21 protein-coding genes and 1 riboswitch are annotated in these 20,612 nt (G+C 58.7%); of the genes, 3 read left to right on the top strand and 18 right to left on the bottom strand.

Annotation, left to right across the window (positions count from 1 at the left end; all coding sequences use genetic code 11):
* Nucleotides 1–101: 101 nt before the first annotated feature.
* A complete protein-coding gene (locus tag MHX53_RS01810) occupies nt 102–869 on the top strand; it encodes a hypothetical protein (RefSeq protein ID WP_239271043.1) in 768 nt (255 codons plus the stop codon).
* A gap of 75 nt (nt 870–944) precedes the next feature.
* Here the strand turns inward: MHX53_RS01810 and rpsI are convergent, their stop codons facing one another.
* The 5 genes from rpsI to MHX53_RS01785 all read right to left on the bottom strand — a co-directional run bounded on the left by rpsI (nt 945) and on the right by MHX53_RS01785 (nt 6,393).
* On the bottom strand, nt 945–1,436 hold the full coding sequence (rpsI, locus tag MHX53_RS01805) for a 30S ribosomal protein S9 (RefSeq protein WP_204514811.1): 492 nt from the start codon (nt 1,434–1,436) through the stop codon (nt 945–947).
* A gap of 26 nt (nt 1,437–1,462) precedes the next feature.
* On the bottom strand, nt 1,463–1,906 hold the full coding sequence (gene rplM / locus MHX53_RS01800) for a 50S ribosomal protein L13 (protein WP_102239166.1): 444 nt from the start codon (nt 1,904–1,906) through the stop codon (nt 1,463–1,465).
* 288 nt (nt 1,907–2,194) lie between these two features.
* The gene (locus MHX53_RS01795; RefSeq protein ID WP_239271042.1) at nt 2,195–4,618 is read right to left on the bottom strand and encodes a bifunctional UDP-sugar hydrolase/5'-nucleotidase; all 2,424 of its coding nucleotides are present in this window, start codon (nt 4,616–4,618) and stop codon (nt 2,195–2,197) included.
* 143 nt (nt 4,619–4,761) lie between these two features.
* Complete coding sequence (truA, locus tag MHX53_RS01790) at nt 4,762–5,688, bottom strand: tRNA pseudouridine(38-40) synthase TruA (RefSeq protein ID WP_239271041.1); 927 nt, start codon at nt 5,686–5,688, stop codon at nt 4,762–4,764.
* Nucleotides 5,689–6,393 carry a hypothetical protein gene (locus tag MHX53_RS01785; protein WP_239271040.1) on the bottom strand — a complete coding sequence of 235 codons (705 nt, stop codon included), beginning with the start codon at nt 6,391–6,393 and terminating at the stop codon, nt 5,689–5,691.
* A 162-nt stretch (nt 6,394–6,555) separates the two neighbouring features.
* Between MHX53_RS01785 and MHX53_RS01780 the strand changes: the two genes are divergently transcribed.
* Nucleotides 6,556–7,731, top strand: coding sequence for a glycosyltransferase family 1 protein (locus MHX53_RS01780; RefSeq protein WP_239271039.1), 1,176 nt, complete (start codon nt 6,556–6,558; stop codon nt 7,729–7,731).
* A gap of 12 nt (nt 7,732–7,743) precedes the next feature.
* On the opposite strand, the gene MHX53_RS01775 is transcribed toward MHX53_RS01780, so the two are convergent.
* The 13 genes from MHX53_RS01775 to guaB all read right to left on the bottom strand — a co-directional run bounded on the left by MHX53_RS01775 (nt 7,744) and on the right by guaB (nt 20,045).
* Complete coding sequence (locus MHX53_RS01775) at nt 7,744–8,286, bottom strand: energy-coupling factor transporter transmembrane component T (protein WP_204514816.1); 543 nt, start codon at nt 8,284–8,286, stop codon at nt 7,744–7,746.
* Between the two features lie 68 nt (nt 8,287–8,354).
* Nucleotides 8,355–8,954: an ABC transporter ATP-binding protein gene (locus tag MHX53_RS01770; RefSeq protein ID WP_275433476.1), complete on the bottom strand. Its 600-nt coding sequence runs from the start codon at nt 8,952–8,954 to the stop codon at nt 8,355–8,357.
* Between the two features lie 92 nt (nt 8,955–9,046).
* Complete coding sequence (locus MHX53_RS01765) at nt 9,047–9,655, bottom strand: biotin transporter BioY (RefSeq protein ID WP_239271038.1); 609 nt, start codon at nt 9,653–9,655, stop codon at nt 9,047–9,049.
* 129 nt (nt 9,656–9,784) lie between these two features.
* Nucleotides 9,785–11,365: a glutamine-hydrolyzing GMP synthase gene (gene guaA / locus MHX53_RS01760; RefSeq protein ID WP_204514819.1), complete on the bottom strand. Its 1,581-nt coding sequence runs from the start codon at nt 11,363–11,365 to the stop codon at nt 9,785–9,787.
* Nucleotides 11,366–11,397: 32 nt separating this feature from the next.
* Nucleotides 11,398–11,853: a DUF3817 domain-containing protein gene (locus MHX53_RS01755; RefSeq protein ID WP_102239159.1), complete on the bottom strand. Its 456-nt coding sequence runs from the start codon at nt 11,851–11,853 to the stop codon at nt 11,398–11,400.
* 30 nt (nt 11,854–11,883) lie between these two features.
* Nucleotides 11,884–12,693, bottom strand: a complete 810-nt coding sequence (locus MHX53_RS01750) for an SURF1 family protein (RefSeq protein ID WP_239271037.1) — start codon at nt 12,691–12,693, stop codon at nt 11,884–11,886.
* 25 nt (nt 12,694–12,718) lie between these two features.
* On the bottom strand, nt 12,719–13,837 hold the full coding sequence (locus tag MHX53_RS01745; protein WP_204514822.1) for a GuaB3 family IMP dehydrogenase-related protein: 1,119 nt from the start codon (nt 13,835–13,837) through the stop codon (nt 12,719–12,721).
* Nucleotides 13,838–13,857: 20 nt separating this feature from the next.
* Complete coding sequence (locus MHX53_RS01740; protein ID WP_239271036.1) at nt 13,858–15,003, bottom strand: alcohol dehydrogenase catalytic domain-containing protein; 1,146 nt, start codon at nt 15,001–15,003, stop codon at nt 13,858–13,860.
* 81 nt (nt 15,004–15,084) lie between these two features.
* Complete coding sequence (locus MHX53_RS01735) at nt 15,085–15,840, bottom strand: TenA family protein (RefSeq protein WP_239271035.1); 756 nt, start codon at nt 15,838–15,840, stop codon at nt 15,085–15,087.
* A gap of 64 nt (nt 15,841–15,904) precedes the next feature.
* Nucleotides 15,905–16,759, bottom strand: coding sequence for a bifunctional hydroxymethylpyrimidine kinase/phosphomethylpyrimidine kinase (gene thiD, locus MHX53_RS01730; RefSeq protein WP_239271034.1), 855 nt, complete (start codon nt 16,757–16,759; stop codon nt 15,905–15,907).
* Between the two features lie 58 nt (nt 16,760–16,817).
* Nucleotides 16,818–17,519: a thiamine phosphate synthase gene (gene thiE, locus MHX53_RS01725; RefSeq protein WP_239271033.1), complete on the bottom strand. Its 702-nt coding sequence runs from the start codon at nt 17,517–17,519 to the stop codon at nt 16,818–16,820.
* Entirely contained in the window at nt 17,516–18,400 is an 885-nt protein-coding gene (gene thiM, locus MHX53_RS01720) for a hydroxyethylthiazole kinase (RefSeq protein ID WP_239271032.1), read from the bottom strand. Before thiM ends, thiE begins: the two co-directional genes overlap by 4 nt.
* Nucleotides 18,391–18,480, bottom strand: a riboswitch (TPP riboswitch). Its footprint overlaps the gene before it by 10 nt.
* 38 nt (nt 18,481–18,518) lie before the next feature.
* On the bottom strand, nt 18,519–20,045 hold the full coding sequence (guaB, locus tag MHX53_RS01715) for an IMP dehydrogenase (protein WP_239271031.1): 1,527 nt from the start codon (nt 20,043–20,045) through the stop codon (nt 18,519–18,521).
* 169 nt (nt 20,046–20,214) lie between these two features.
* Here guaB and MHX53_RS01710 point away from each other — a divergent pair, with 169 nt between their 5' ends.
* Nucleotides 20,215–20,610, top strand: coding sequence for an HsmA family protein (locus tag MHX53_RS01710; protein WP_204514829.1), 396 nt, complete (start codon nt 20,215–20,217; stop codon nt 20,608–20,610).
* The last annotated feature ends 2 nt before the right edge of the window (nt 20,611–20,612 follow it).

Genomic DNA, 20,612 nt, shown 5'->3' with positions numbered 1-20,612 from the left:
CTTTACCCAACCGATACCACTTTTGAAACAAAAGCCATGTGACTCGGTGCGATAGTAAATTTAACCACTCGCATATCCGCGAGTCTCGAGAAAGAGGCAACATGAGCCGGTCATACGTTCTCACCTCAGTTACGACGCTCTTCGCATCGGTAGCACTTGCAATCTTTTGTGCCTCGTCGTTCTATCCACAAGAAACGTCCACGCCAATTATCAATGGCTTTGGAGTTGGACTACTGACTCTCATACCGGGGGTGATTGCGTGCGTTCCGTATCTTTTTCACCTCACGAACTCTCTTCACCGCTTGACCTGGGCCGGGGGCAGTTTGCTCGCTCTTGTAGCTGTGAGTATGTTTACGCTTGTCATCGAAGCTGATTCTGAACAATGGTTGTTCTTTATCGGCCAGGCGTTCGTTCTTGCTGGGTACGCGTTTTCGCAATCGATTGAACTGCGTTCGGAACGTGTTCGACGCATCGCCCTGCTGGTCACCCGCGTGGTGGGAGTGCTGGCTATAGTCCTCCCCACCATTGGCGCTTTGCTGATCTCGATGCCTACCGCTACGTCCTTCATCACTCCCACGATTTTGCTAATATGCGCCGCCTGCTTCGGTCTTAACCTCCGTATCAACGGCGCTCCGGTGGGCTATGCGCTTCCATTGGTTATGGGAGTGATCGCGATCCTCACTGTGGCAGTGACGAGCAGTTTCCTTGTGCTGGGAGTCTGGATCGTGGCAACAGGGTGTCTGGCCATCGGAATGGTTGCCACCACCATCGACGCTTCACTCACCCAGGCGACTCACGACGCAAAGCCTGAGGCACCTCGGGCACCCAAATCTAAGACACCCCAAACCTCTGGTTCAGCGTCTGCCTAAGCACCCACTCCAGAAGCGCACCCATAAACACGTGTGGCCCCGGTACATACCGGGGCCACATGCGCGTAAGACGTATTAACGCTTCGAGAACTGAGGAGCCTTACGTGCCTTCTTCAGACCAGCCTTCTTACGCTCAGGTACGCGAGCGTCACGGGTCAGGAATCCAGCCTTCTTCAGTTCTGGGCGGTTGTTTTCGCGGTCAATCTCGTTGAGCGAACGAGCAATTCCCAAACGAACAGCACCAGCCTGACCGGAAGGTCCACCACCCTGCAGGCGGACGAACACGTCAAAGCGGCCTTCCAGGTCCAGCAGACGGAATGGTTCGTTGACCAGCTGCTGGTGGAGCTTGTTGGGGAAGTAGGTTGCAAGGTCGCGACCGTTAATGTTCCATTCGCCGGAGCCAGGAACCAAGCGCACGCGAGCAATAGCCTGCTTGCGACGGCCAACTCCGGAACCTGGAGCAGTGAGCGACTGTCCACGGCCACCGGATGCTGATTCGCCCTGGCCAGCAGGGGTTTCGGTCGAGTATTCAGTCAGTTCGACTTCTTCGTTGATGTTTTCAGCCATGATTCTCCTGTCAGTGCCTGGGGCGCTTACTGCGCAACCTGGCTGATTTCGTAGGTCTGCGGGTTGTGTGATGCGTGTGGGTGTTCAGGACCCGCATACACCTTCAACTTGCGCATTTGTTCACGGCCGAGGCGGTTCTTAGGAACCATACCTGCAACGGCTTTTTCAACTGCCAGTACGGGCTTGGTAGCCAGCAGTTCTGCATAGTTCACGCTCTTGATTCCGCCAGGGTAGTTGGAGTGGCGGTATGCGCGCTTCTGTTCCAGCTTGGCGCCGGTCAGAGCAACTTTTTCAGCGTTGATGATGATCACGTAGTCGCCCGTGTCAACGTGTGGGGCAAACGTCACCTTGTGCTTGCCGCGAAGCAGACGAGCTGCCTGCGAAGCAAGTCGACCAAGAACGACGTCAGTGGCATCAATGACGTGCCACTGGCGATCGATGTCGCCGGGCTTCGGAGTATAGGTACGCAAGTGTAGCCTTCTTTTCGTCTCTAGTTTGTGCGGCACCGCGCGTGTTCTCAAAGGTCGTGATCTTTAGAGATCGCCAGTGCAGTTCTGTCATGTTGTACGAAGAGCACCTTCGCCTCAACCTGCAACGCGACTAGAGGTTTTGTGGCATGTGCATTGACGTACGCAACGACTACCTAATCTAATGCATTCGACCCCTCCCAAGCAAATGCATGGGAGGGGTCGAATCGTGTGTTCGCTCACGGGGTGAGTGGGTCCACCTTCGCCGAGGTGTCTCTCACCTATGTGCGGTTACTTACGACGTGCGCGGGTCAGTCCAACTGCGGTTGCACCAACAGCCAGCAACGCGATTCCTGCGGCAATCATGCCAGCGGTTTCGATACCGGTGCGCGGCAGTGGCTTGCCGTTACCGCTGTTTGCTGGTTCGTCCTGTGCGTTGTTGGAACCGTCCTTGTCGAGGGTTCCCTGACCGGGTTCTTCCTGACCTTCGTCAGATCCGCCCTTGTCAGTACCTTCTTCAGTACCTTCGTCAGATCCACCCTTGTCGGTACCTTCGTCGGAGCCACCCTTGTCGGTACCTTCGTCAGTACCTTCGTCGGAGCCGCCCTTGTCAGGGTCACCCATGTCTCCCGAGGAGTCGTCACCAGGCTTGGTGCCGTTTGAGGAGTCATCTGGCTTTTCTTCAGCGACGAAGCCCATCTTGGTTTCACGCATGATTGGGAGTGGGTTGTTGTCCCACCACTCAGCGTCTGGGTCGGCAACCAGGGTGCTGTTGAACTCTTTCGCACCGTCGGTCTTGTCGGAGTTACGAACCAGGTGGAACTTCACCTCAGTTTCGCCGGCCTTCACCTTGTCGACGCGAACGGTGTTTTCAGTTCCTTCAATAACCTTGGCGTCGTCCCATTTCACGTCGAAGCCCTTAGGAGCTTCAACCGTGAAGAGCAGGTTCTCAGCTTCGACCTTCGACTTAATCTTGAGCGAGAAGTCGTTCTTCGTTTTGTCTGGAGCGTAAACTTCTGCGGTTGCGTCTCCGCTACCCAGAATGTCTTTCGCGAAGTCAGCTTGGCGTTCCTTCTTGTCAGGCGATACCGGCGAGTTCTTTTCGAAGTACTTCTGCCAGATTTCAAAGTCGGTCAGACCGGACTGTTCGAATGTACCCTTTGCGAAGGCTCCGAAGTTGTCACCGCCGTTAGCCAGGAACGACAGGGTAGCTACACGGTATTCCTTTGCAGGGTCAATGTCTTCTCCGTTGACCTTGACGGACTTAACCCGCTTAGCTGGGTCTTCAGCGCTCGAGTCGTAGATAACGCTCAGTTCTTTCGAGATACCCAAGTGAAGGAATGGGCGCGATGCTTCAGCCGGCTGCCACTGCTGAGCGAAGAGTTCGATGACGTCTTCACCCTTCATGGTGACAACACCGTGGTCGTTAGCAAACGGAAGAACCTGGTTGAGTTCACCGTCGGTGACAACACCCTTGCCTTCCTTCAGCTTGCCTTCGCCAAAGTAGTCGTCCATCTTCATGTCAGTGCGCAGACCACCTGGGTTGGTGATACCGAAGTCAGCTTCTTTCAGGTTGGAGTACGTGACACCTTCCTTCAGAGCGTCTGCAACCAGGTTCCCCAGGGTGCTTTCTGCACCGCGGTCTTCTGAACCGTCTTCTTTGAATGCACGCGTGATGTCTTCGGTGACTTCACCGGCTTTAACCGATCCGACCTTCTGAGCTTTCGCTTCTGCGTCGTCGATGATCTTCTTGGCACCTGCAGGCACGTTGTCCTTGTAGGCGGTCACCTTTCCGCGGTCATCGCGTTCGGTTCCAACACCTTCAACTTCGATCAGTTCAGAGGACTTAACGGTCCAGTCGCCGTTACCTTCTGACGTAAGGCGCACATCAGCAAGTGCTTCACCGTAGTTAGCGGCCTGAACCACTGGGCGGGTGCGGTCGGTGCCTGGAATCTTAGCCTTCAGGTTCATCTCGATGTGCGAGTGACCAAAGAACATTGCGTCGATAGAAGGGTCAGCTTCTTCTACCAGCGAACCGAACTCGTCGTTGGAAGCAACAGCTTCTTTGATGCTGCCAGCGGACGAAGGCCCGGTGTGCGCTTCCAGAATCGTGATGTCAGGCTTTTCGTCTGAAGCTTCGAGTTCTTTAGCTGCCTTGTTGACTGCCTTGACGGGGTCGATGAAGTCGATCTTCGAGATTCCGTCCGGCGATACCAGAGCCTTGGTGTCCTTGGTGACTACACCAATAACAGCCACCTTGACGCCGTTGACATCGTACGTGGTGTAAGCGGGGAACGCCGGTTCGTCGGTTCCCTTCTTCACAACGTTGGCACCCAGGTGCTGGAACTTGGTGTCACGGCTAGTGATGTCGTCGTATCCGCGGTCGAATTCGTGGTTACCCACAGCCGAAGCATCAAGGCCCAGTTCGTCGAGGTACTCAAGGGTGGGGTTGTCCTTCTGCGAGGAGGATGCGTAGGTGGATGCACCAATGTTGTCACCAGCAGACAGGAACGTGGAGGTTTCCTGGCGGTTGTCAGAGACAGCGGCGGCGAGGTCGGCACCCACACCCGAGCCGATTCGTCCGTGGAAGTCGGTGATGTTCAGAATCTGGAATTCGGTGCCCTTGTCGGCTACACCGAACGCAGGGAGCGCTCCAAGTGGCGACACGACAGCGAGAGCTGACACAGCCGCAAACGCGCGGGTTGTTCGCTTCATAATGTCCTCATCAAGGGAGTGAAATTAACAAATGTTCTCAATTCCTATCAGCGGAGCATGAACTTGAGGTAAACCACAGCAATGACTGCGTAAATTATGTGAGCCGGTCACGTGCACAACTCACAGCGCCACCCCAACTCGCGCTACTCAGCGTCTCTCCGTGCGCGGGTTTGCTGATTCCGCACCGCCCACTCGCCAGGCTCGGGGTACCCCACGTCTTCCAAAACCAGCCCGTGAGCTGGGAAAACAAACATGGGGAACTCGGAACGACCTCGGCGGGCTTCTTCGCACATGCCAACCAACCCGTCCGGCGCCCACTTACCCTCCCCCACTTTGACGAGGCCGCCCACCAGGGCGCGCACCATGTGGTGGCAGAATGCGTCGGCGCGTAGGAAGATCTCGATCACGCCACTGCCATCGCGCACCACCTGCAGTTCTTCTAACGTGCGAATGGTGGTCGAACCTTCGCGTGGCTTGCAGAAGGGAAGGAAATCGCGCAGTCCGCACACCTGCTGGGCAGCCGCACTCATCGCAGCAACATCCAGGTCCATCCTGTGTGCCACGGTGAAGGCCGCGGTGAGCGGGTCGTTAAATGCTTGCGGGTCTGCCAACCGGTACGTGTAGGAACGCCACAGAGCAGAAAAACGGGCGTCGAAATCGGAATGCACGGCCGCGACGTCGTGGATCACGATGTCGCTGGCGTCCTGGTGGGCAAGCACACCGCGCAACCGAGACTTCAAACCTTGAGCCGGCGTTCGTTGCTCACCCCGCGCCCGAGGTTGCCCCACCAACCGCGGAAAGTCACCTTGCGCAATGTCCACATGGACGACCTGCCTGCGTGCGTGAACTCCCGCGTCCGTACGGCCTGCTACCGTCACGCGAACGGGGGTGTTGAGAATCCGGGCGAGCGCAGTTTCTAGTTCCCCTTGCACGGTCCGCAGATGGGGTTGAAGCGCCCACCCGTGGAAGTTGGTGCCTACGTACCCCAGGTCGATCCGAAAGCGTTGGTGCTGCTCGGCCTGGCTCGGCACCTCTGTCTGGCGCGACTCCTCAGCGTTGCGAGCCGTCACTTAGCCGAACACGCTTCCTGGCCGGTACCCCGTGCCTTTTTCACGCTCGGATGTGCGGTTGGCGATGGGCACGTCATCGGTAAGTTCGTTGGGCGTGTAAGCGATGTGCGCGAAGTTCCGATACACCCGCATCAGCGGGCGCGAGATCCACGAGGAACGCATCGTCGAATACTGCATAACAACCAGGTTGTAATAGCGCACGGCCGCTGACAGGCGGTGCTCCACCATGAGGAGGTGTTCGTAGAGGTCGTGGAGTTGGACGTGGCACCGTTCGTGCGTTTGGTTGGTTTCGCCTCGCACCTTCGCAATCTGGGCTAATGCGTCAATCGCCGAGGTTAGTTGGTCTTCCGCTGGCCCCACACTGGCCGTTGTGTCACCTGGAGTTGCGGGCTCTTCCGTGCCCACCGAGACGGCCTGGGTGAGGGCAGATGAAAGTTCACGGCAGGCCACGTCTCGTTCCGCAGTTGAGCCGATTGCCGCACCGTCGCCGACATCAACACTGCTATTACCGCGGCACGCACGCGCGAGGCTCACAAATTCCGGAACGAGTGCGTGACGTTGTTCGCGTTGCACATTGACCTGGCGTAACGCTTCTAGGCACAGGTCTCGGGCGAGTGACAGCTGGTTGTTGCGGATCACAAGAACGATCGCAGACCCAGCGACAATGACCAGGACAATCAGAAGAATTGCCAAAGCCCACGCCACCGTTTGCTCCTTTAGTTCAATGACACTTTCGACGGATACGACCGGGGATCAAACGCGACGTTCGCACGCCCGTTGTTACCCACCGGTTAAGTTTACCGTTTAGTTAGCCATTGTTCGTACTGACACCGTCTTTATGTTACTTCACTGATATCTAATGCAGGTGTGAGAGTTGCGATTATTGCTGAGTCCTTCTTGCCCCAGACCAACGGCGTCGTTCACACAGTCGTTCGAGTCCTTGAACACTTGGCGGAGCGAGGTGACGATGTCATCGTGATCGCCCCCGGCTCTCGCCACGACTCCCCCACTGAACTTTCGGGCGCTCGCATTGTTCGAGTGCCCTCTTTTGCGATGCCTAAGTACCGCAAGGTTCGGGTTGCTCCTGGTGGCGTTCCTCGCATCCGTCGCATTCTGGCCGACTACGACCCTGACGTCGTTCACCTGGCTTCCCCGTTCGTCCTGGGATGGCGCGGTGTGCTCGCAGCTCAGGACCTGGGCATCCCGTCAGTAGCTGTGTACCAGACTGAAGTACCCGCCTACGCCGCACGCTACGGTCTGCGCGGAGTGGAAAACCTCATGTGGAACCACGTGCGCAACATCCACCAGCACGCATCGCTGACTCTCGCTCCGTCTTCGTTCACGATCGACCAGCTCCAAAGCCACGGGGTAGCTAATGTGCGGTTGTGGGCCCGAGGTGTTGACTCGACCCGCTTTGACCCCAGCCACCGCTCGGAAGAGTGGCGGGCTCGCATGTCCCCTGAAGGCAAGAAGATCGTTGGTTTCGTTGGGCGCCTAGCAGTCGAGAAGCAGGTCGAAGACTTGGTCCGATTGGGCAACATTCCCAACGTTCAGTTGGTCATTGTGGGTGAGGGACCACAGCGTGCCCGCCTGCAACAACTCCTGCCAAACGCCGTTTTCACTGGCTTCCTGGGTGGGGCCGCTTTGGCTCAGGCAGTTGCGAGCTTTGACGTCATGGTGTCCCCAGGCGAGTTTGAAACGTTCTGCCAGACCATCCAAGAGGCAATGGCGAGCGCCGTTCCCGTGGTGGCCCCAGCCCGAGGTGGCCCACTGGACTTGGTCGACCACTCCCGCACCGGATGGCTGTACACACCAGGCGATCTCACCGCGATGGAACGTCACGTCCGTGACCTGGTAGGTGACGACGCTAAGCGAGCAGCGTTCGGTGAAGCGGCTCGCAAGGTGGTCTTGGGACGTACGTGGAAGAGCGTGTGCTCACAGCTGGTGGGTCACTACGCTTCAGCGATCGATTCGCCTGCCCCACAGGTGATCGGCCGGTCGCTCATCGGCGCCCCTCGCTGGGCACAGGACCGCGTCAGCTAGACAAGGACCGCACTAATCCAGGATCCCGCGAGCTTCAAGTGCGCGACCGGTGTCTTGTGCGTACTTCACGGCGCCTAACATGACCGGAACGGTGCGGGCGCGGATATCATTTTCTAATCCGCGCGCGCTCGCCGCGTCTTGTGCCGTGTCGGCCAAGTCTGCCAGGTAAGAAACACTGCGCACCGCGATCGCTGCTGCGAGCGCCGGCACCTGCGGGCGGATCCCTACGAGCTTCAAGGGTTGCACCAGCATGCTGAAAAGATCCAGCAACATCGACAAAGGCGTCGACAGCATGAAGATCTGAGCACTCACGACGCACGTGATCATCACCGTGATGATGCGCGCGGCATTCCACCAGTCGCTCAAGAACACGTGGACTACCACCAGCAACAAGAAAATGAGCCACATCCGTCGAATGGGCCCCAGAATCTGACCCAGGCTCATCTTGGCTGTCAACCCAATCAGAACCAGCATCACGATGAGGCCAGCATTCACAAACGGGTTGCGCGCCAGCATCACCACCAAAGTCAGCACCGTCAGTGAAGCGAATTTCACGCCCACTGGAGCCGCGTGCAACCACCCGCGACGGGGCGAGCACACCCCCAAAAACTGTTGCCGACGCCTCATGCGACACTCGCTCGGTACTCGGCAACCACCTCGGCCGGGGCGCCCATGCCACACACCTGCCCGCTGTCGATAAACACACACTCATGCCCGTCCAGCGCAAAATCCAGGTCGTGGGTAGAAAACACCACCTGGACACTGCGCCGGTCCACCAGATCACGTAGCGTGCGCCGCAGAAGAAGCGTGTTTTTCAAGTCCAGCAGGGTCGCCGGCTCATCGAGCACCAGAACCTCGGGGTCCACCGCCAACACCGTCGCCAACGCGACCAGCTGGCGCTGCCCACCGGACAGCTCGTACACGGAACGGCTGGCGAGGTCCTCTACGCCCAGTTCGGTGAGCATGGCCATGGCCACCGGTTTGCGTTCAGCCTTGGGCAAGTGGCGCAGGGACAGCTGCACGTCCTCGACCACCGTAGGCATGACCAGCTGGGCGGCGGGGTCGCTGAAGACGAACCCCACGCGCTTGCGCACTTCCTTGAGGTTTTGCGTGACGCTGAGCTCACCTACGCGAACATCGCCCGAGGTGGGTGTCATCAGACCGTTGATCATCTGGAGGAAGGTGGTCTTGCCCGATCCGTTGGGGCCAATGACTGACGTCATTGGCTGTGTGAGCGTGACCGAGGTGGTGTCAAGGAGGACCCTTTCGGGCCCTCCAACTTCGTCGATCGCCACCCGCGCGGCGTCAAACGTGATCACCGGCGCACCAGCACGGTGGGGAAGGCACGGTGAACCATGAGTGCAATTGCACCGGCGAGAATGTTCTTCACAAGGTCGCCAGGCCAGAATGGAATGTCCGCCAAGAACGCTGCACCCAGTGGAACGTCAGCGTTGAAGTGAATACCGAACGCACCAATGGGCCACACAATGAGGTAACGGGCAACCAGAGCCGCACCGACCAGGGCGAGCCACAGTTTCACACCGGTGAGCTTCTTAACAGACATCTGCGCCAGTAGACCAATGAGACCTGCAAAGAATGGGAAAGACACCAGGTAGCCTGCGCTGGGTCCTGCGAGTGCACCCAGGCCCCCAGAACCGCCAGCAAACACGGGAAGTCCGATCAGGCCCAGCACCAGGTACAGCCCGGTTGCTGCGAATGCGCGCCATGCGCCCAAGACCATTCCGGAGATCGCGATCGTGAGGGTTTGCACCGTGATTGGTACGCCGACTCCGCCGACCGGAATAGGCGGGATCAGCGCGGATACCCAAATGAGGGCCGCGAAGACCGCGATATAAGCGACGTCCATGCCCACGCTACGCGCTTGTGGCGCGCGGCGTGCTTCAGCCGAAGTGGAAGTAGACATTTCATTCTCCTTGTACACAGGTTCACCCACCCTGGGTGAAATCTCACCCAGTGTAACTGAACAGTGTTCAGGAGATGTAACTGGGGCGCGGGGTGCCTCAGTTTGGGCCCACGGTTGGGGCTTTGTGGTTTACTCCCATTCGATGGTGCCGGGTGGCTTCGACGTGATGTCGAGGACCACTCGGTTGATTTCGTCCACCTCGTTGGTGATGCGGTTGGAAATTGTGGAGAGCACGTCGTACGGCACGCGAGTCCAGTCGGCTGTCATAGCGTCTTCGCTGGATACTGGGCGCAACACGATGGGGTGGCCATAGGTACGGCCGTCGCCCTGCACACCCACCGAACGCACATCGGCCAGGAGCACCACGGGGCACTGCCAAATGCTGTCATCCAGCCCTGCTCGCGTGAGCTCTTCGCGGGCAATTGCGTCTGCTTCACGCAGTACATCGAGGCGGTCACGTGTCACTTCACCAATGATGCGGATACCCAGACCAGGGCCGGGGAACGGCTGGCGTCCCACAATGACTTCAGGCAAGCCCAATTCGCGTCCGATCGCACGGACTTCGTCTTTAAACAGCGCGCGCAGGGGTTCGACCAGCTTGAACTGGAGGTCTTCAGGCAATCCACCCACATTGTGGTGGCTCTTAATGTTGGCGGTTCCCGAACCACCTCCGGATTCCACCACGTCTGGGTACAGCGTGCCCTGCACCAAAAATTCGATGGGTTCTGCGTCGTTGCGCGACTGGGCAACCAAGTCAGCAGCGGCCGTTTCAAACACACGGATGAACTCGCGCCCAATGATCTTGCGCTTCGCTTCAGGGTCAGTGACACCGGCCAGCTCATTCAGGAACTGGTCTGCGGCATCGACGGTCACCAACCGCACGCCTGTCGAAGCCACGTAGTCCTGTTCGACCTGCTTGCGTTCGTCTTTTCGCAACAGCCCGTGGTCAACGAAAACACACGTGAGCTGATCGCCCACCGCTTTGTGGACGAGAGCAGCTGCAACCGCGGAGTCGACTCCACCGGACAACGCGCAGATCACCTGCTTGTCCCCCACCTGCTGGCGGATCAGTTCAACCTGTTCGTCAATGACATTTCCAGCAGTCCACGTAGGTTCAAGTCCAGCGATTGAGTGCAAGAAGTTTTCCAGGGTTGCCTGGCCATACTCGGAGTGGAGCACTTCCGGGTGCCACTGCACACCGGCGAGTTTACGCTCAACACATTCAAACGCCGCAACGGGAGCCCCCGGAGTGGACGCAACAACGGTGAAACCTTCAGGCGCTTGCGCCACAGAATCGGAGTGCGACATCCATACGGTCTGATTTTCTGGCTGACCCTTTAGCAGCTGGGACGGCTCAGACACGCTCAAGGGCGTTGAGCCGTACTCACGCGACCCCGTGTGGGCAACCTTGCCACCGAAGTTGTGAGCCATCGACTGGAACCCATAACAGATGCCGAACATGGGCACACCCAGTTCATACACCTCGGGATCCAAACTGGGAGCCCCTTCCGCGTACACGGAAGACGGCCCGCCAGACAGCACGACGGCAACTGGGTCACGGTCAGCGAACTCTTGAGCGGAAGCAGTGTGCGGAATAACTTCAGAGAACAAGCCAGCTTCACGAACGCGACGCGCAATCAGCTGAGCGTACTGTGCTCCGAAATCCACCACCAAGACAGGGCGTGAAGAAGTGGGAATGGAAGGTTGCATACCGTCATCCTATCGAGCAAATACCAGGAAAATTAATCTGCCGGCGCAATCACGACAGCTTCGTCCAAACGCTTTTCAACTTCGTGGTGAACCTTGCGCTCCCAAATAAACGACATGACCGGGACAACACCCGCAAGAGCCAGCACGAGCATCCGGCGAAGCGACCACTTCATGGAGGACGTCAGCCACCAGCTGGCCACCAGGTACACCACGTAGCACCATCCGTGCGAGATCGCGATCGCCGCACCCAGGTTGAAGTTACCGATGAGGAGCGCGGTTGAAGGGTCACCGCCCATCAGCGGGGTAATGATGTACTTGTAGATCATTTCAAGCGTCAGAATCATCAGCATGGTACCCGTAATCAGGGCCATGACACGGTAGAAACGTTCCGCATTACGGGCCGAGGTGTATCGCGAAACCGTAAACACCGTTTCCGGATCGTGCGAGTTTTCGTCAAACTCGGGTCGTTGATCTTGCGGATCCTGCACTGTGTGTCCTCTCAAATAGCTAGCGCGACGCTAGTTGCCCAGGTTTTTCTGCCCTGGCTTTTTTACCACAACGAAGTTTTGGTGCTGGTTGTGCGTTTGTTGACGGTATGCGTCACGCAAGAGTCGCCACCAGATATAAAACGCGAACCCGGCGAACACTAACCATTCCACCGCATAAAACGCTGACTGCACATCCAAACCACCGGATTCTTGCGCGTGAAATGTCACGTGTTCAAGTTCGGGCCCTGAGGCTTGAGCGCGTTGGTTCGGTTCAGGGAACAGGATCGCGCCGTAAGAATACACGTCAAAATAGTTCACCAGCTGCGCTGTTGAAACCGTACTCACGACCTTGTCCCCCACAGCTGGCTCAGGCGCTTCGGTGGGGCCCATACGTGCGACCAGCGTGTGTTTCCCGCTTGGGGCTTGCGAGCTGCGCGCGGTTGCTTCATCGGGGGTAAACCCGCGGATCACAGGGATCGCAACAGACTTGTTTCCGCTCAAGCCACCGCCCAGACGCGCCTTGTCGACTGCGAACATGGTGACGACCCAGTATCCGCGTTGGCCATCCTGGTGGCGCCCTTCGACCAGCACCGTGGCTTCCGGGACATATGAGCCGGACACTTCTACCAAGCGGTCAGCTTCGCGCGACGCCATGGGAACCTGTGCCGACACCACTTCGTTGAGTGGCGTCTTGTCATTGGCAAACGCGCTGGTATGCGCGTCGTTCTTGTGTTGTGCGCGGTCTACTTGCCACATGGACAGGAACACAAAAGTGGTCGCCAAAACAAGGACCAGAACAAACCCCCCGATCCATTTAGGGGTGAAAGCCAAGCGCAACATGTAGCGACAGTACCCTTACATGTTTTTAGACGTACGGAGCAACCGTCACGTCAACCCGCTGGAACTCCTTGAGATCCAGGTAACCGGTTGTGGCCATGGCCCGGCGGAGCGCTCCGGCCAGGTTAACTTCACCTACAGCGGAGTGGCCGGGGCCAAAGAGCAACTGTTCAAGTGGCGCAACCGTACCCATTTCGACGCGACGGCCACGTGGCAAGTGCGAGTGGTGAGCTTCGGCTCCCCAGTGGAAACCTTGACCGGGTGCCTCTTCTGCACGCGAAAGAGTAGAACCGAGCATCACGGCGTCGGCTCCCATGGCAAATGCCTTCACGATGTCACCGGATGTTCCCAAACCGCCGTCAGCGATCACGTGAACATAGCGTCCGCCCGATTCGTCCATGTAGTCTCGGCGGGCTGCATGAACGTCGGCAATCGCGGTAGCCATGGGCACGTGGATACCCAAAGTACGGCGCGTGGTCGATGCGGCACCGCCACCGAACCCGACAAGAACACCGGCGGCTCCAGTACGCATGAGGTGCAGGCTTGCCGTGTACGTGGCTGCACCTCCGACGATGACTGGAACGTCGAGTTCATAAATGAAGCGTTTGAGGTTGAGTGGTTCTGCTTCGCTTGAAACGTGCTCCGCGGAGACCGTGGTTCCGCGAATCACAAATAAGTCAACTCCGGCTTCGACAACGGTCTTCCAGAATTCTTGCGTGCGTTGCGGAGTCAGCGCACCAGCGACGGTGACTCCCGCTTCGCGGATTTCTTTCAAACGTGCCGTGATGAGTTCGGCCTTGATGGGTTCAGAATAGATTTCTTGCATGCGGACGGTCGCCTGGTTTTCCGGAAGCGACGCGATTTCGTCCAAGTACGGCTGTGGGTCTTCGTAACGTGTCCACAGCCCTTCAAGGTCCAGGACGCCCAGGCCACCGAACTTACCCAATGCAATCGCAGTTGCGGGCGACACAACCGAGTCCATGGGTGCGCCAATGAACGGGAGCTCAAAGTGGTAGGCGTCGATCTGCCATGCCAGCGAAACGTCTTGAGGGTCGCGAGTTCGCCGAGCGGGAATCACCGCTACGTCGTCAAGAGAATAGGAGCGACGCCCCCGCTTACCGCGACCAATTTCAACTTCGTTACTCACCCTTCAAGGGTATCTCACGGTCAGTCAAAGAGAATCACCTGTCGAACAGCTTGACCATCTGCAAGCGTATCCATGGCCGCGTTGATGTCGTCCAGGCGCACGATTCCAGACACCAGTTCTTCAACCGGAAGCTTCCCGTCCCGCCACATCTGTTCGTACTTTGGAATGTCGCGTGAAGGAACAGCGGACCCTAAGTATGAGCCCACAACGGTGCGGGCTTCAGCGGTCAAGGTCAGCGGGTGAATCTGCGAAAGTGCATCAGGAGCAGGCAGACCCACCGTCACTGTTGTTCCGCCCACAGCCGTGGCTGAATACGCGGTTTCAAACGCCTTGGGGTGCCCAGCTGCCTCGATCACAACGGGGGCTTTGACGCCAGCTTCTGCGACCTCGGCCGGGGTGTACACCTGGGACGCACCCAACTTGCGCGCCCTCTCCAACTTCTCCGGGTTGGCATCCACGCCAATCACCTCGCCAGTCCCCACGCTCAACGCGGTAAGCAACGCGGCCATACCCACGCCGCCAAGGCCCACCACCATGATGTCGTCGCCAGGGCTGGGCTTACCCGCGTTCAGCACGGCACCTCCCCCGGTGAGAACGGCACAACCCAAAGGTGCAGCGATCTGGGGTGGGACGTCCGAACCCACCTTGACGATCGAAGCGACGTTGACCACGGCATGGGTGGCGAACACGCTCACACCCAGGTGGTGGTTGATGGGTTCGCCTGCGTGACCGGCTCGCGGGTGGGTGGTTTCGCCGGATTCGCTGAGCCTGCGCACGTCTCCGTCAAAAGGCAGAACGCCGGCGTTGTTCGACGCGGTCCCCGGGGTACACGGGAGCTTTCCGTCGGTCGCACAGTTGGCGCACTGCCCGCACCGAGGCAAGAACACCGTCACCACGTGGTCGCCGGGGGCAAATTCGGTGACGTCCGCGCCCACCTGCTCGACGACCCCGGCGCCTTCGTGCCCCAGCAACATAGGAAGGGGCCGAGGTCGGTTACCGTCCACCACAGACAGGTCAGAGTGGCACAGCCCGGCTGCGGTCATGCGGATGAGTACCTCGTGCGGGCCGGGTTCGTCCAGTTCCACTGTCGTGACGTCGAGTGGACGGGACTGCGCGTAAGGGCGTTGGGCTCGCATCTCGCGTAGGACCGCACCGGTGATTTTCATGAACCCTCCTTGACCTGGCCAACCTGCGTTGAACTCATGGTATGCGCAACTCAACGCAAAGTGAGGGGTTCTAGCGGACTTTTACTTCACCAGTTCAAAACGTTCTACAACGCGAGCAGAAGCCCAGAAGTGCAGTTCGTACATGCACGCCTGGCGGAATGTCTTTTCCATTTTTTCGCGTTCTGCTGGGCGTGCGTTTTCCAGCTCGCGTTCCAGAATTTCGACGGCCTGGCGGGTTCCGGCGTCGAACTCTTCTGAGTCGTATTCTTCGATCCACTGCTTGTACGGGTGCGCGTCCATCCCGTCGCCTACCAGGCGGGTGAGCACCTTACCTACGTGGGCGTACACCCAGAAGCATGGGAGAACGCCGGCCACACCCACTTCGTACGGTTCGGTGGTAGCGGTTGCCATGAGGAATGACACGTACCCCAAGGTCGTGGGCGAAGCGACTGGTTTTCCGTTCTCGTCGTTGAGTTCGGCAATGTGCTGTGAAAATTCGGTCGATTCGAGCAGCGCTTCGTGCATTTCGTTTTCTACCGCAACGGCCGTTCCCGCCGAGGTCGCCCAGAACCGCATGTCTTCGTTGTTAGCGGCCCGGTGCCCCAGCAGGAGCATGGTACGTGCGTACCCGTCCAGGTAGATTTCGTCCTGGATGAGGTAGTTGGTGAATGCGCGCGCGTCCAGGTCGCCGGCTGCAAGTTCCTGCAGGTACGTGAGGTTTTCGGTTGCGGTGATGATGTCGTCGCAGGAGTCCCACAGGGCTTGCGTGCGGGGGCCAGCAACGTAAAGGTTACGTAGTTCACGACCAATTTCGGCGGCCGAGGTCGTCGTAGTCATGAGTGTTCCTTTCAGTGGGTTGGGTTTGAGTGAGATGGGTTTCAGGGAGGCTGTCAGTCAGACTTCACGGAGATGGGATCGTCACCATGTGGTCGACGGGGCCGTGGGCCCCGTTGGGGTCGAGTGACAGTGTCCAGTCTTTGCCGGATTCCAAAGCGCGAGCGAGGTAGTCAAGGGCGGTGCCAACGACCTCGGGAACATCCAGGGTTCCTTCTAGAACCTGCCGGGCAGCGAGCGCGGTAATCGCGGCTGAGAGCGTGCACCCGGTTCCGTGCGTGTTGGGGGTGGTGATGCGCTGGTGGCGGTATTCGGTGAGGTTGACGTTGGTGCCGTCGTTGAGCGCCAACACGTCGAGTACCTCGTCGCCGTCGCCGTGCCCACCTTTGACCAGAACACCTCGGGCGCCGCGTTCGATCAATTCGCGCGCCTGGTAGCGCATGGTGTCGAGGTCGCGGGCTGGCTCAACGTCGTCACCCAAGAGCAGCGCGGCTTCGGGAAGGTTGGGCGTGATGACGTGGGCGGCGGGCACCATGAGCGTGCGCACGGCATCCACGGCGTCTTCTTCAAGCAGTCGGTGCCCGGAGGTGGCCACCATGACAGGGTCGACGACCAGGAACCCTAAACCACCTCGGCCGGCACGTTCCGCAACCAATTCCACGAGTTGGCGCGTGCCCAGCATCCCGGTTTTGGTGGCGTCAACGGGCATGTCCGTCAGCACCGAGTCGAACTGGTCAGACACAAAGTCGTTGTCGATCCCGTACACGCGGGAGACTCCGTGTGTGTTCTGTGCGACCAGCGCGGTAATCACCGAGGTTCCGTATGCGCGCAGGGCCGTGAAGGTTTTTAGGTCGGCGTGAACGCCTGCTCCACCGGAGGGGTCTGTTCCCGCGATACTCAACGCGACAGGGGGTCGTGACATGTCGATCTCCTTTACGTGTGGGGTGGATGGTTTGGGTTCCCCACAGGGGGTCAGAGGGTCAGTTCTGGAATGCGTGGTGAATTTTGCGTGCCTCGACTTGCGGGTCGGGGGCAAGGCAGATTGCTGATACCACGCATACCCCCGCGACCGAGGTGTCTGTCAGTTGCGCTGCCCGCTCAGCTGTAATTCCGCCAATGGCAAAGGCCGGGATCGCCGAGGTGGCAATGAGGTTTTTGAGTGTGTCGACTCCAAGCCCGGCTGGGGCACCTTCTTTAGTTGCGGTGTCCCACACGGGGCCCACGCCCAGGAGGTCTACTCCCCCGTTGCCGAAGTCGCCGTGGGCGCGGGCGGCTTCGATGTCTTCCGGGGTGTTGGCGGACAGGCCTACCAGCGGGGTGTTTCCGATGAGTTCACGAACCTGGGTCACGCTCGTGTCATCTTGCCCCACGTGGACATGGACGTCGTGGCCGTCGTGAATGAGGCTGGCAGCGACATTGACACGGTCGTTAACGAACACGGGCACTGGGCGGGTGATGTTGTTAGTGTGGCGGGCGTTTTCGACTGCCTCGAGCACGCTCAAAGTGATGTGCGCGAAGGTTGCGTCGGTGGCGTGCTTGTCGCGCACTTGGACGATTCCCGCGCCTCCGGCTACTGCCAGTTCAACCGTTTGTGCCACCGTGCGTCCCGCTTGTTCGCACATTTTGGTGTCGGTGATGAAGTACAGGGACCCGTCGATGTCGCTCAAACGCGGATTGGTCACAGTTCCTCCGTGGTCACGTTGATTGCGTGCAGATCAGTTTCGGTAACTGCGTGAAGTTGGTCCAGGAAATGAACTTTGAAGCTACCTGGCCCGTCTGCCAGTTCGTGTGCGCGCAGACCGGCTGCCGCAAAGTGTGCGTGCGCGGTCACGGTGGCTTGGTGGTAGCGGGTGAGTTTTTCTTCCGTGGTAGTTGATTCGCCGAGGAGGTGGTGGGCTGTTCCTGCGTACCCTGCTACGAGCGCTCCCAGGGAGCATCCGGTTCCTACGACGAGTGGCATGTAGGTGGACCCGCCTGAAACGTGGCTGACATAGGTGGTTTCGCCGATCGTGGTGACGATTGCGTCAGTGGGGCCAGAAATAGCGACAACGGAACCGTATTCGTTGCTGAGTTTACTCGCGGCAGGCAAAGCCGACTCAACATCGTCCACTGCTTCGATACCTCGGGCGCCCTGACCCATTCCGGCTAGCCCCGCCACCTCTGAGGCGTTGCCGCGCACCACGGTGGGGCGTTCACTCAGAGCCCGGAAAACCCGGGCAGTTCGGAACGGAGCCACTCCCAGACCAACCGGGTCTAGCACCCAGGTTGTTCCGTCCTCGGTGCGTTGCTGCACGGCAGCGTCAATCGACAGGTACGTGTGCGAGCTGGGGGTCCCAAAGTTCACCGATACACCGTTGGCGACTTTGGCGAATGCGGCTGCGTCAGCTTCGTGGTCGATCATGGCAGGTGACGCGCCCGCTGCAAGCAGAATGTTCGCGGCAACTTCTTGCACCACAGTGTTGGTAATGCATTGCACCAGGGGCGTGAGTTCACGCATGTGGGTGAGAAACGCGGGAGTGAATTCCGGGGTGTTTCCGGTACGACTTTCAGATACAAGCGTCACGCTGACTTCCCTTCGCAGGCATTAACCAAACAGGTTCACGGGTATGATCTCAGCCTGTACAGGCACCCCGAGTCTGCACCACACTGTACATGCAGTGTGTGAGTTTCGCGAACCGCTCTTAGCGTGACTGGTAGTTGGGCGCTTCCACCGTCATCTGAATGTCGTGTGGGTGGCTTTCTTTAAGTCCAGCCGCGGTCAAGCGCACAAAGCGTCCTTGCTCTTTGAGCTCAGGAATCGTGCGCGCGCCCACGTAGAACATGGTTTGGCGCAGCCCACCCGTGAGCTGGTAAGCGACGTTCTTGAGTTCACCGCGGTAAGCGACCCGACCTTCGACGCCTTCTGGGATGAGATCAGTGTCGGTGGCGACATCGGCCTGGAAGTAGCGGTCCTTGGAGTACGAACGCCCCTTACGTGGCGCCATGGCACCCAACGAGCCCATGCCACGGTACGTTTTGTACTGCTTTCCGTTCACCAGGAGCAGTTCACCTGGGGATTCCTTACATCCGGCTAGGAGGCTACCGAGCATCACGGAGTCGGCACCGGCGACCAGTGCCTTGCCAATGTCACCCGAATACTGCAATCCACCGTCACCGATCACCGGAACGCCGGCTTCGCGTGCGGCCTGGTAGGCCAAGTGAATCGCGGTGACCTGTGGAACTCCTACACCTGCCACGATGCGGGTGGTGCAGATCGACCCTGGTCCAACTCCCACCTTGATAGCGTCGGCTCCTGCGTCGATGAGTGCTTGCGCGCCTTCGCGGGTGGCGACGTTTCCACCAATAACTTGGACGTGCGAAAAAGCCGGGTCCTCCTTGAGGGTCTTGATCATGTCCGTGACACCGCGTGCGTGACCGTTAGCCGTGTCCACCACGATGACGTCAGCGCCAGCTTCGGCCAGCAGGCCGGCACGCTCCAGCGCGTCTCCGTAGAACCCTACTGCGGCACCTACAAGGAGCCGGCCTTCGGAGTCCTTGGACGCCAGGGGGTACTCTTCGCTCTTGACGAAGTCTTTAACGGTGATGAGCCCGCGGATCACATTGTTCTCGTCGACGAGTGGCAGCTTCTCGACCTTGTGTTCAGCCAGGATTTCAAAGGCTTCTTCTGAGCTCACGCCTACTGGAGCTGTGATCAAAGGTGCCTTCGTCATGATTTCGCCAACCGTTTTTGTGGCGAACTCTGCACGAGGAACAAAGCGCAGGTCACGGTTGGTGATGATTCCCACGAGCACGTTGTTTTCGTCCACAACAGGCAGACCCGAGATGCGGTACTGGCCACACATTTCGTCGAGCTCTTGCAGGGTCTTGTCGGCGGTGATGGTCACGGGGTCGGTGATCATGCCCGACTCCGAGCGCTTTACATAGTCGACCTGGGCTGCCTGGTCTTCTTTGCTCAAGTTACGGTGGATGATTCCAATTCCACCGATGCGTGCCATGGCAATAGCCATCCGGCTTTCGGTCACCGTGTCCATTGCGGCAGAAATCAGAGGGATGTTGATGTCGAGTTCGCGAGTCAACCGGGTGCGGGTTGAAGCTTCAGACGGGATGACGTCGGTGTCTCCGGGGAGCAACAGGACGTCGTCGTAGGTCAAACCGGTGAGTGAAAACGGATTCTCTGCTTCGCGGAAATGCTGTTCAACTTCGCTCATTGGGTCCCTCCCCTTTTGTCCTACCAATACCCGCAATCCTAACGCTTTCGACTGGCAGTCATGACCGTGAGGGTGTGAGTTTATAAACAGGTGGCTCAACCATTTGGTTGATGGGACAACCAACCCGCTGGGCGATGGATTCGAGAGGGGCTAAGAGCACACTTAAGTTATGTTGATTTTTGCTATTGCTTTCATCACTGCAGCCCTGGTTTTCTACACCATGGGTGTGTGGGCAGAACATAAGAAAAAAGTTCTCACGTGGCCCCATGTGATCCTGTTTGGGCTGGGATTGGTGTGCGACGCAACTGGAACCGAGTTCATGCGCCGAATCGCGCAGTCCGACTCTTTCTCTTTTGGTGGCGAGGCCGCCCAGATCTTGGGGCTCATCATGGCGGTCACCGGAGCGTTGGCGCTTCTGCTCATGGCCATCCACTTTGTGTGGGCGCTTTACGTCATGATCAAAGGTTCGGACCGTGCGCGTGCAGTCTTCCACAAGTTCTCGCTTGTGGTGTGGGGTATTTGGCTGGTCCCCTACTTCACCGGAATGGTTGGCGGAATGCTGTGATA

Origin of the sequence: Brevibacterium sp. ACRRH (assembly GCF_022346365.1) — a bacterium.
Classification (GTDB): Bacteria; Actinomycetota; Actinomycetes; order Actinomycetales; family Brevibacteriaceae; genus Brevibacterium; species Brevibacterium paucivorans.
This window is presented reverse-complemented; position numbering and strand designations above follow the sequence as displayed.